The sequence below is a fragment of the Mucilaginibacter lutimaris genome (assembly GCF_042676625.1).
GTDB lineage: Bacteria > Bacteroidota > Bacteroidia > Sphingobacteriales > Sphingobacteriaceae > Mucilaginibacter > Mucilaginibacter lutimaris.
The window spans coordinates 1,759,348-1,770,947 of sequence record NZ_JBHTIA010000003.1 but is presented as its reverse complement, the minus strand read 5'-3'; the positions used below and the strand labels follow the sequence as shown (position 1 = coordinate 1,770,947).

At 42.9% G+C, this 11,600-nt stretch carries 10 protein-coding genes; 4 read left to right on the top strand and 6 right to left on the bottom strand.

The features are described from left to right. Positions 1–12: 12 nt before the first annotated feature. The 3 genes from ACFQZI_RS08885 to ACFQZI_RS08875 all read right to left on the bottom strand — a co-directional run bounded on the left by ACFQZI_RS08885 (position 13) and on the right by ACFQZI_RS08875 (position 4,993). Complete coding sequence (locus ACFQZI_RS08885; RefSeq protein WP_377141314.1) at positions 13–345, bottom strand: hypothetical protein; 333 nt, start codon at positions 343–345, stop codon at positions 13–15. Between the two features lie 142 nt (positions 346–487). Then, positions 488–1,588 carry a signal peptidase I gene (gene lepB / locus ACFQZI_RS08880; protein ID WP_377141311.1) on the bottom strand — a complete coding sequence of 367 codons (1,101 nt, stop codon included), beginning with the start codon at positions 1,586–1,588 and terminating at the stop codon, positions 488–490. 360 nt (positions 1,589–1,948) lie between these two features. Continuing rightward, positions 1,949–4,993, bottom strand: coding sequence for a GH92 family glycosyl hydrolase (locus ACFQZI_RS08875; protein WP_377141308.1), 3,045 nt, complete (start codon positions 4,991–4,993; stop codon positions 1,949–1,951). A gap of 171 nt (positions 4,994–5,164) precedes the next feature. Between ACFQZI_RS08875 and ACFQZI_RS08870 the strand changes: the two genes are divergently transcribed. After that, positions 5,165–5,557, top strand: a complete 393-nt coding sequence (locus ACFQZI_RS08870; RefSeq protein ID WP_377141305.1) for an ester cyclase — start codon at positions 5,165–5,167, stop codon at positions 5,555–5,557. Between the two features lie 45 nt (positions 5,558–5,602). Here ACFQZI_RS08870 and ACFQZI_RS08865 read toward each other — a convergent pair whose 3' ends face one another. The 3 genes from ACFQZI_RS08865 to ACFQZI_RS08855 form a co-directional block, all read right to left on the bottom strand. Further along, complete coding sequence (locus ACFQZI_RS08865) at positions 5,603–6,382, bottom strand: amidohydrolase (RefSeq protein WP_377141302.1); 780 nt, start codon at positions 6,380–6,382, stop codon at positions 5,603–5,605. 53 nt (positions 6,383–6,435) lie between these two features. Further along, positions 6,436–7,581 (bottom strand): methionine aminotransferase, encoded by a 1,146-nt coding sequence (locus ACFQZI_RS08860; protein WP_377141299.1) that lies wholly within the window; start codon positions 7,579–7,581, stop codon positions 6,436–6,438. Positions 7,582–7,646: 65 nt separating this feature from the next. Beyond that, positions 7,647–8,897: a TPR end-of-group domain-containing protein gene (locus tag ACFQZI_RS08855; RefSeq protein WP_377141297.1), complete on the bottom strand. Its 1,251-nt coding sequence runs from the start codon at positions 8,895–8,897 to the stop codon at positions 7,647–7,649. Between the two features lie 114 nt (positions 8,898–9,011). Between ACFQZI_RS08855 and ACFQZI_RS08850 the strand changes: the two genes are divergently transcribed. From ACFQZI_RS08850 to ACFQZI_RS08840, 3 genes are read left to right on the top strand one after another with little or no spacing between them, the layout of a single operon-like run. Continuing rightward, a complete protein-coding gene (locus ACFQZI_RS08850) occupies positions 9,012–9,983 on the top strand; it encodes an ABC transporter substrate-binding protein (RefSeq protein WP_377141295.1) in 972 nt (323 codons plus the stop codon). Next, positions 9,983–10,849, top strand: coding sequence for an ABC transporter permease (locus tag ACFQZI_RS08845; protein WP_377141293.1), 867 nt, complete (start codon positions 9,983–9,985; stop codon positions 10,847–10,849). The genes ACFQZI_RS08850 and ACFQZI_RS08845 overlap by 1 nt, the downstream gene beginning before the upstream one ends. Continuing rightward, positions 10,846–11,595 carry an ABC transporter ATP-binding protein gene (locus ACFQZI_RS08840; RefSeq protein ID WP_377141290.1) on the top strand — a complete coding sequence of 250 codons (750 nt, stop codon included), beginning with the start codon at positions 10,846–10,848 and terminating at the stop codon, positions 11,593–11,595. The genes ACFQZI_RS08845 and ACFQZI_RS08840 overlap by 4 nt, the downstream gene beginning before the upstream one ends. Positions 11,596–11,600: the final 5 nt, after the last annotated feature.

Genomic DNA, 11,600 nt, shown 5'->3' with positions numbered 1-11,600 from the left:
GTTACAACTATACTATAAATCATAATTAGCTGTCGGCACTAAACGGTCGGAGGTAAAAGCATGGAACAGCTTGTTTAAAAACGACTTTACTTTTTCAATGAGACCCTGGCGGGCCTGCACCGGCTGCTTCGTTAGATCATGCAGATCTGTATCCTTGTAAGGATTATTTTCGCTTTCCATTTCTTCCAGCACAAACTGGCGCACACCCGCGTCGCGGTTGATGATCTCGTCCATTTCTGTAAGGTCGCGCAGTGTTGCATGGCCATTCCTGCGTTTTTTCCAAAGTACTTCAAAGCGCTCTTGCGACAGGGTGCGCCTGATGATAAACTTATTGTCTTTGCTCATAACAATTGCTATAGGCTTATATTGCCTCAAAGCAAATGCCATTATTACAAGTGGTTAATATACTGATAGATATATCAATTCAAATAAGCTTTTGCGGTCGGTTTTATTACATTCAGCGTTCGGTACCGTGCAGTATTGCCAATTAGTGTATCGGCCTTAATATCCTGTTCCAGCGTATCTGGTTAAGCGCGTTTTGAGTACTGTCAATACTCATCCAGGTTATCATGGCCTTACCTACTATGTGGTCTTCAGGAACAAAGCCCCAAAAACGGGAATCTTCTGAATTGTGGCGGTTATCGCCCATCATCCAGTAGTAGTTCATTTTAAAAGTATAGGTATCAGCCTTTTTGCCGTTGATCATAACAGCGCCGCCATTATGGATAACTTTATTATGTTCATAAACCTCAATAGCACGGCCATATAAAGCCATGGTAGAATCGTTTAGGGCGATCACTGTACCACGTTTTGGGATAAGCAAAGGGCCAAAATTATCTTCGTTCCATTTAAATTTGTCGTTATGGGGGAATATCTGCGGGCTATACTCACCTTTGGGTTCAATAACTTCCTTTACCGATACAATATTGGAATATCCTTTAAATTCGTTTAAACTCGCCGGGGGGATGATCATCTCATAACTGTTAGGCGCATATTGGTACCGCACATCAATTTTAAGATTTTGGATCATTTCGGGGTTAAGGTCGGTACCGGTGGTGGTGACCATATAAGATTTTTGAGATTTAGGCGCGTTTGCAACCATATTGCCGTTTGCGTAAACCTGGGCATCTTTAATTTCTATAATATCACCGGGGGTACCAACACAACGTTTAATAAAATGTGTACGCATGTCAACAGGACGGTCGGGGCCTTCTACGGGATAATTAAATACAACAGGATCTCCTTTTTTAACTTCACCCAACCCCGGCAGGCGGAAATATGGCAATTGCCAACCATCCCAATAAGTTTTGATCTTTGCACCGGTAACTGTCGACTCCAGGAACGGAATGGAGATAGGTGTAATAGGCATCCGCGCGCCATAAGCCATTTTACTCACAAATAAATAATCGCCGGTCAACAGGCTGCCCTCCATAGATGCGGAGGGGATAGCATAGGCCGAAAATAATAAGCCACGTATAATGGTAGATGCTACCAGCGCGAATAATATCGCGTCAAGCCATTCGCGTGCCACGCTTTTTTTAGGTTTATTTCCGTCTTTATTTTTGCGTGATAAAAATTTCCAGTTCATATTTAGCTAAGGTTATGTTTAAAGCGCCTCTATGTCAGACTACATAACCGTTATATTGTTACAAAGACAATCTAACATGCTATTTGAAATTATAATTTGGCAACCGGTTATGCGTGTTGTATTTTGATACTAACCACTTTTTTAAATACAGGTAAATTAACGAACCCACAAAAGGAACCAAAAATATAAAACCCAATAAATTAGTTTTAACCCTGTGCGAAAAAGCCCGGTTGTTAAGAATGTCTGCTACTGTGTATATAATAAGAATTATACAGCAGGTAAATATTAAGACAGGTAGTATATTTTGCATAATGTATTGATTTAGGATGTATAAATCTAAAAAAAAATATTTGGAAAAAATTACTCTACTGTTATTTCATCAGCAAAGATGTAAGTTGGGCCGCCTTTACTTTCGTGCCACTCGGGTAAAGCGCCAAACTGCCTGGCTATAACTTTAATATATCTTGTTTTTTTATTTATGGAGGCGGTATATTCCTGCGTTTGTGGTTCCAGTGCTTTTACTTCTATCTTGCTATTTATGGTAGACGCCAGTTTGTAATTTTTACCATCGTCAGATAACCAGTACTCCACTTTTGAAGGGAAAACTATCCACGAACGGGTATCCTGCAAGGTTCCGATACTCACTTGTTTAACGGGCTTTACCTGTCCTAAGTCTATTACAGCTTCCAGGTCATTACCCTGGTATCCCTGCCAGTTGCCAAGGCGCCAGTTTGCTGTACCGTGTATGCCGTTCACCAGCGTTTCATCACCCTGTGCCGAGTAGTTTGGCAGGTATTTATTAATAAGCGTAAGTTTAATATCACCACGTATTTTAGTAAAGTTGGCAACATCAACAAAGCTACTTTTGCCGTCGCGTATAGCTATTGCCTTAACCGTTGTGTTTACTACAATATTTACCGGTTTATTATATTGCGTTGACGATGCGGTGGGTGTACTACCATCAAGCGTATAATATATTTTGGCCAATTTATCAGCGCAACCTATCTCTATCGTAATTGAATTTTTAAATGTTTTAGTGCCGGACGTTATGTAGGGGTTAGGGACAATTAATTTATCGGTAATTTTTGATGTAGGTTTCTCCAGTTCCTGCATAAATAATTTATTGGCCAATGAGCCGGTGAATACCTCAAAATCCCCGCCGTTAGCTACATCTTCGTAGTTTAGGAAAATCTTATTATAGGGTTTCCTGTCGAGGCTCATACCCTGTATATAAAAATTACCACGGCCAACGGTAGCACCCGGGTTACTGATCGTAAACTTTTTACCATTCTCAAGATTGATCACTATTTTGGCAAACTGCGGCGCGGTTATCTGGTATTGCTGTTGCCCCGGCGCAATGTTATATAAACCAAGCGAGCTCATGATATACCATGCGGACATCTGTCCGCAATCTTCATTGCCCGATAGCCCGTCGGGCTTGGCACTATACTGTTCTCGTAATATTTTATCTACATAATATTGTGTTTTATCGGGCGAATTGGTGAAGTTGTACAGGTAAGCTATATGATGGCTTGGTTCGTTACCATGGGCGTATTGGCCTATCAGCCCGGTTACATCATCCTGCCGGCGGCCGCTCAATTTAGCTGTGGTACTAAATAACTCGTCGAGCTTGTTTTCTAACGCTTGTTTGCCACCCAGGCTTTTCGCCAATCCTTCTACATCCTGTGGTACAAGGAAGCTGTATTGCCATGCGTTACCTTCTGTGTAGTTGTTGTTGATCTCGGTTGGTTCAAAAGGCGTATACCAGCCACCGTTATCGCGTGCCTGCATAAAGCCGTTTTGGTTGTTGTGCACATTTTTCCAGTACTGGGCGCGCTTGATGTACTCTGCATAATCATCAGGCTTGTTAAGCATTTTGGCCATTTGGGCTATACACCAGTCGTCAATAGCATAATCTAATGTCTTGGCAACCGACTCGTGCTCCACATCGGCATTTACCCCCCCTGTAGCGCGGTAATTATCTAACCCGAACTGGTTGCGGTTAACGGATGCCTTCATGGCTTTAAACGCCTCTTCGGCATCAAACCCACGAATGCCCTTAGCATAAGCATCTACAATAACCGGGATTGAGTGGTTACCCACCATACAATATGTTTCGGTAGTTGCCAGCGGCCAAATAGGTAACAAGCCACCCTGCTCATAAACCGCCAGGAAGGTTTTTATAAAATCGAGGGTGCGTTTACGGTCTATGATATTTAACAGCGGATTTTCGGCACGGTAGGTATCCCAAAGCGAAAAGGCCGTATAATAGTTAAAGCCGTTGGCTGTATGGATCTTTTGATCAAGGCCCCGGTACTGCCCGTCTACATCATTATAGATACTGGGTGCCGAAAAGCAATGGTACAAAGCCGAGTAAAATATTATTTGCTTTTGCCTGGCATAATCCGGCATAATTATTTTTTTATTACCTTTTACACGTGCGGCTGAAGAGTTGGATCCGTATGGGTTATAAACCGCGTTGGCTTCCTGTTGCTGCGAAAGGGCAGGGGCGCCACCCTCTACCTGGATCTTAGAAAGTTCTTCATTCCAGGCGAGTTTGGTGTTTTTTACTACCTTTTTAAAGTCGAAATCGGGCGTTTCAGAGTCGAGGTTTTTCAACGCACCATCGGTACTTACAGATGAGATACCCACCTTGGAAATAACCACGCCCGGGTCATCAAATTGGATGCACATCTTTACATTTTTACCCTGCGCTTTTTTGGCGCCCTGTTGAATATTATCATTTACCGCTATGCCATAGCTTTTGAAAGGTTTTGAAAATTTGGCATAAAAGTATAAATGCTGATCGGTAGCCCATGACCTGGAACGGCGAAACCCGCGGATCTCGTGGTCGTTAACAACCTCTATCCAGCTATCAAGCACCTCGTCGCGGTGTTGCAGGTCAATAATGATGTTACCTTGTTTTGCATCCTTGTAATCATACCTATGCATGCCTACACGGGTGGTGGCCGTTAATTCAACCCCAATATTATATTTATCAAGCAAAGTGCTGTATAAGCCTGGCGAAGCGGTTTCATTCCTTTTTTGAAAGCCCGAGCGGTATTCGGTATTTTTTAATTGAGGCTGGCCGGTTGTGGGCATAAACAGTACATCGCAAAGGTCTGCAATGCCTGTACCGCTTAGGTGGGTATGCGAAAAACCATAAACAACAGTATCGGTATAATGATAGCCAGAAACACCATCCCAACCCTCTAAACGGGTGTCGGGACTTAGCTGAACCATGCCGAAAGGAGCTACCGCGCCCGGGTAAGTATGGCCATGGCCGCCTGTGCCTATAAAGGGATCAACAAACTGGGTGAGGTCTTTCTTTTTCTTTTGGGCGGATGCATTAAACACGCCAAACATCATAAATGCAACTACAACACTACGAACGATCAATCTCATGTAAAAAACGGTTTTAACTCATCGAAAATAGTAAAATAGTGTGTAAATGAATGGGGAAACTTTGCAAGTGAGCGCGTAGGATAGAGACCGCTGGCATAATCCTGATGCAGGAATGCAGTGTAGTGCCAACAAATAAAATATTTTGTGGTTAAAGCTTTAGAGTAGATAGTTATGAAAGCTTTAGAAAACAGAGAGGTTTACTTAAAATATATAGATTGTTTAAACAGCAGAAGGCTTGACGATATTGCCGAATTTGTACACGACGAACTAACCTATAACAAAAAGCTTATCACATTAAAAGGTTATAAGGATATGCTGGCGGAAAATATAAGCGATATACCCGACCTTTATTTCAATATTGACTTGCTTGTTGTTAATGAAGAAACCGTGGGATGCAGGTTAAAATTTGATTGTACACCCGTTGAAGAATTTATGGGAATTAGGGTAAACGGCAAAAAAGTTTCGTTTACCGAACACGTGTTTTACAAACTAAAGGATAAGAAAATTATTGAGGTGTGGTCGCTTATAGATAAAGACGCAATCCGGTCGCAAGCGTCATCGTAACACAGCCGTCAAATATCAGGTTACACGTATGCGATGATGGACCGATTAGTCCTCAATACTAAACCTATCAGCATCTTTTAAAAACGGCAAAGCACGACGGGCCTTTTTAACTTCATCGCCAATGATAGAGAAAGTGTAAACATCTTCTTCGTCGCGTTTATAATACACTACGTTACCATTAGGATCTATACAGGTAGAATCTCCCGAATGGTAAACTTCGTTACCATCGTGGCCAACGCGGTTTACGCCAATAACATAGGCCTGATTCTCAACTGCCCGGGCGGGGATTAGCGTACGCCAGTGCAGTGCGCGCTTTTCGGGCCAGTTGGCAACTATCATCAGCAGGTCGTAATCTTCATTTACGTTACGCAGCCATACAGGGAAGCGCAGGTCGTAGCATATGGCGGGGCAGATCTTCCAGCCGTTAAGTTCAACAATAAGTTTTTTAGTGCCGGGGGTATAAACGGTGTGCTCTTTACCTAACGCAAAAAGGTGGCGTTTATCATAATGCTCGTGGCTGCCATCGGGTCGCACCCACAGCAGGCGGTTGTAAAATTTGCCGTCTTCTTTAATAATAATGCTACCTGTAACTACCGCCTCATATTTCTGCGCGGTTTTCTGCATCCATTGCATGGTTTTGCCACTCATTGTTTCGCCCAGCGCTTCAGCATTCATAGTGAAACCGGTATTAAACATCTCGGGCAAAATTATAAGGTTGGTTTTTTCGCGTATGCCGGATAATCGCAACGAAATATTTTGCAGGTTCTTATCTGTATTTTCCCAAAATAAATATCCCTGGTATACCGTGATCTTCAAATTATCCATATATGCAGTGCTTTATAGGTAGCGGCAATTTATACGTAAATATTAATGTAAGGTTAAACCTTGATCAATCTATCAACGGCTTTATCAAGCGTTTCTTGCCTTTTGGCAAAACAAAATCGTAGTACATGCCTGTCTGTACCCTTTCTGTAAAACGCCGAAACAGGAATTGCCGCAACCCCAATTTCTTTAGTTAAGCGTATGGCAAAATCGGTGTCTTTTTCATCTGTAATGGCATCATATGTAACCGACTGAAAGTATGAACCCGCACAGGGAAGTAACTGAAACCTGCTTTGTTCTAAACCCTTACGAAAATAGTCGCGCTTTTCCTGAAAAAATCCCGGCAGGTTAAGATAGGTGTTTTCATCCTTTAAATATTCGGCAATGGCATATTGTAACGGCGTATTTACGCTAAATACTAAAAATTGATGAATTTTCCTGAACTCGGCCGTTAAATAGGCAGGAGCGAGGCAGTAACCCATTTTCCACCCCGTGGCATGGAATGTTTTACCAAACGATGCTATTATCAAACTGCGTTGCTGCAGCTCGGGGTACCGGGCCATACTATGGTGCTCCTGTCCGTCAAATACCAGGTGCTCGTAAACTTCATCGCTCAGGATCAATATATCCTGATTTTTAACCAGCGCGCTTAATTCGTCAATATCCTCGCGGCTCAAAATAGTGGCTGTAGGGTTATGCGGCGAATTAAGGATGATCATCCTCGTTTTATTTGTAATAAGCCTTTTCACCATTTCCCATGGAATGCGGTAATTGGGCGGTTCCAGCTCTAATGATTTTACAACACCACCCATCAGCTTAATGGCAGGGGCATAGCAGTCGTAAGCCGGCTCAAATATGATAACCTCATCATTAGGGTGTATAACCGCGCTAATAGCTGTAAACACCGCTTGTGTGCCGCCGGCAGTTATGGTTATCTCGCTTTCGGGGTTGTATTGTGCGCCGTAAAGCTTTTCGGTTTTGATAGCAATTTGTTCGCGCAGGGCCATTACGCCGGCCATGGGTGCGTATTGGTTATGGCCATTTTGCATTGCCTTATGTACAAGTTCTACCAATTTTGGCGAACAATCATAGTCCGGGAAACCTTGCGACAGATTTATAGCGCCGTGCTCGGCAGCCAAGGCCGACATGGTTGTAAATATGGTGGTTCCGGTTTGGGGTAATTTCGAAATAACAGGTATCATTCAGGGGCTAAATTAACCAATTAACCCCACTATCCTTTAAATTGTTTAAAAATGAACATCGCCTGTTACTTGTCAACATTCCAAAAAGCATCCGCGTTATTGGTGCGGTAACGCTCTATGGTTAGGTTGGTTAGATCGTTTTTTTCTTCAGTTTTATCGGGGCTTTGTTTAAAGTACTCAACCGGTAAAAGGTTAACGTAGGTAATGGTTTTATTTTTGTCGCGGGTTTCGTAATCATACTCGTTACGCAACGGGCTATACATTCTGTACAAGTTTTTAGCCATGTAGTTATCAAGGTAAAATTCCCTGGTTATTTTTTGGCGGTTGTTCCAGTTGGCATCATCATTTACAAATAAAGGCTGGTTTTTAATGAGGCGTTCACGTACTTCGGCAACGCTTAATAACTTGTTGTTCTCATCTTTTACGTATGCGTTATTGGTAGGATCCATCCAAACCCATTTGCTCAATGTAGGCAGGTAAACCACGTTTATCACATGGGAATCGTAATCAACCTTAAGGCTGTCTTTAGGGAAACAATACACCTTGCGCGATTTCCAACCCATGGCCAAATAACATTCGTTAAGCGTGGTTGCCAGTTCGCCGCATGATACACCTATTTTTTTAGCTGTAGCCTTGCTGATTATCTCGTTGGCGTTGATCTTAGTAATGCCGCTCTCATGCTGTCCATCGTGGTTAACGGTATTGTGAACCCATTTAAGTATATTAATGGCTTTGGAGGCTTCATCCCCTTTGCCTGCTATAGAATCGAGCTTAAAGTTTTTGCGGATGGCGACAAGGTTGGCATTGCTTGCTGGCTGGTAAGTGAACACAGGTATTTTACGTGTATCTTTTGCGTTAAACTTTTCTGCTTTTTGTAAAATGTATTTATAATCGCCAACAGAGCGCACATTATCGGCTATCTGTTTAAACTTTTGCTCGTTTTTAATGTTGGCAAAATCACTATCCTCCATTAAATGTCTGTAGTTGGTGTAGCCATAATGTACCGCGCTATCCAGCGTACTTAATGCTTCTGCCTTTTTGTTGATAAGCGAGTAAAGGCAGCTTACATTATACCAGTTGTTTGTTAAGTAACCTTTATAGGTTCGTTTATCGTCGGCATTTAACTCGCGGTATTTTACAACTAATTCGGTCATTAGTTTTAGCCCTTCAGCATCATCGCGTTTATCATAAGCTTTCTGGATAAGGCCGCTTTGGTTATTAGCGAACTTATCAAACGGATTGGTCGGCGCGTTTTGGGCAAACAGGCTGCCACCGGAAAAAATTATAATTGCGGATAAGGTAAGTTTAAGTTTCATAAAGTTTATCAGGTTAACAAATATAAGCGAATAATGCCTTTAAGACGGCTTAATCCATCAAAACGTTGCATTTTAATGTTTTTCTTTTTTAGGCCGATTATCTAACTTAGTATCATGAAATTTCTGCGGATTTTACCTTTACTTGTGTCAACTATCATTATCGCATCCTGCTCATCATCAACAAAAAACAATGTGCCTGTTGTAGGTTTTGTGGATGCCTTTGAAGACGCTACGATATCACAAGCCAAGAACGGTTTTATCGACGCACTAAAAAAGAATGGATTTAACGAAGACAACCACACTGTTAAGATAGAGTACCGCAACGCGCAGGGCAGCATACCAACGCTTACGCAAATTGTAAACTACTTTGTATCAGATAAGGTTGATTTGCTGGCAACTTCCACCACTTTAGCTACAGTTGCCGCCATTCAAAAAACCAAAACTATCCCCATTTTCCAGATGGTATCACCAACGCCCGAGAGGATGAAGGTTGCCGATGCTAAAGGCAACGGACCGGCCAACCTGTTTGGCACTATGGAAGAGTTGAATTACATTGACACATCTTTCGCTTTGATACCTAAGTTGTTGAAACCCAAAAGTGGACAACTAACAGTAGGGATGATCTACAATCAGTCCGAACCGCAATCTGCTGATGCTTTGCAGCGCATACAAGGCCTCGCCGCTAAACTGAACGTAAAGATCATCGCACTGCCGCTGAACTCATCTGCTGATGCGCAACTGGTTACGCAAGCACTGCTAAACAAAAACATCGACGCGTTTTTTGCCAACCCGGATAACACGGTTTTCGCCGCGTTTGAGACCATCCAAAAAAGCTGCGACCAAAAGAATGTGCCCATCTTCACCAGCGAGGCAGGGCTTGTGCAACGCGGAGCGGTAGCCGCCTTTGGTGCCGATATTTACCAATGGGGGTATCAATCGGGCTTGCAGGCCGCGCAATATTTAAAAACGCATAAAACCGACGGCTTAAAGCTTGAAATGGTGAAGGTGCGCAAACGGGTTTATAATGCCGCAGTGGCAAAGAAATATAACATCAGTGTGCCTGCCGATTTTGAAGCCGTAAAATAATGGATTTTTACCTCACCGCCTTATTACAGGGATTTTGCTTTACGGGTATAGCCTTTGGCATCTACATCTCTATGAAGATCTTTAACATCCCGGATATTACCACTGATGGCAGTTACACCCTCGGCGGTGTTGTAACAGGGGCAATGCTTACACATAACCAGCCTGGCTACATCATTTTGCCAGCGGTGTTATTAGCGGGGGCTTTAGCAGGCGCGCTCACTGGAATTATCCATACCAAACTAAAAATAAACGCTCTGCTTGCGGGCATCCTGGTTATGACGGCACTTTACTCGGTAAACCTTACCGTACTTGGGCGCTCTAACCTGCCGCTGTTAAACGTTCCTACCATATTTTCTGTAGTTAATTTCATTAACTATCCCAATCAAAACTCGTTAGTTGTATTATTGACTCTTGTAATGGTTTTAACGCTGATCATCGGTTACCTGCTTAAAACAGATTTTGGGATTGCCATGCGCGCCACAGGCAACAGCGAGCCCATGATCCGTGCGCTTGGCGTAAATACCGACCGTATGAAAATTACGGGGCTGGCTATTGCAAATGCACTTACAGCACTTAGCGGCTACCTGATGGTACAGTTGCAAGGTTTTGCAGATATAAGTATGGGGATAGGCATTGTTATAGTTGGTTTAGGATCAGTTATTATTGCCGAAACTATTATCAATTGGCTGCGCATTACTTCGGTTTGGTTGAATTTGGGTTTAGTGATGGCGGGAGCTGTTATCTTCCAATTTGTGCTGGCCTTTACCCTAAATATTGGGGTAGACGCCAACCTGCTCAAGTTAATTACGGCTGTTTTTGTATTGATCATCGTAGGCTTGCCACGCTTAACGGGGAGGACGGCATGATCAATTTAAGCGACATCAAAAAAACATTTAATACCGGTAAACCCAACCAGGTTGTGGCTATCGATAAATTAAACCTGCAGATTAACGCGGGAGAATTTGTGGTGATAGTTGGCTCTAACGGTTCGGGTAAAACCACCTTGCTTAATTTGGTTGCAGGTAATATTATACCAAACTCCGGTTCAATTACTATCGAAAATAACAACGTAACCCGCCTGCCGGAATACAAACGCAGTAAATGGATTGCACGCATCTTTCAAAATCCGCTATTGGGTACCGCTGCCGACCTGAGCATTATTGATAACTTTCGTTTGGCAGCTTTACGTACGCAAAGCAAGGGGCTTGCCATAGGCAAAAACGCCCAGTTTAAAGCTTTGGTACGCGATAAAATCGCCACCCTAAACATGGGGCTCGAAGATAAAATAGAGCAACCCATTGGCACCTTATCCGGCGGACAGCGTCAGGCGCTTACCTTATTGATGAGCGTAATGGATACCTGCAAGATACTGCTGCTTGATGAACCCACCGCCGCACTCGACCCACGTTCGGCAGAGAATGTGTTACGCATTGCCGATGACCTGATCAAAGAATATAAGCTGACGGCTGTTTTAGTAACACATAATTTAAAAGACGCCGGAAACTATGGTTCACGCATCATTCAAATGGGCGAGGGGCAGATTTTAAAGGACGTAGCGGGCGAAGAAAAATACAATTTAAAGCAAAACGACCTGTATGATTGGTTCGGGTAAATAAA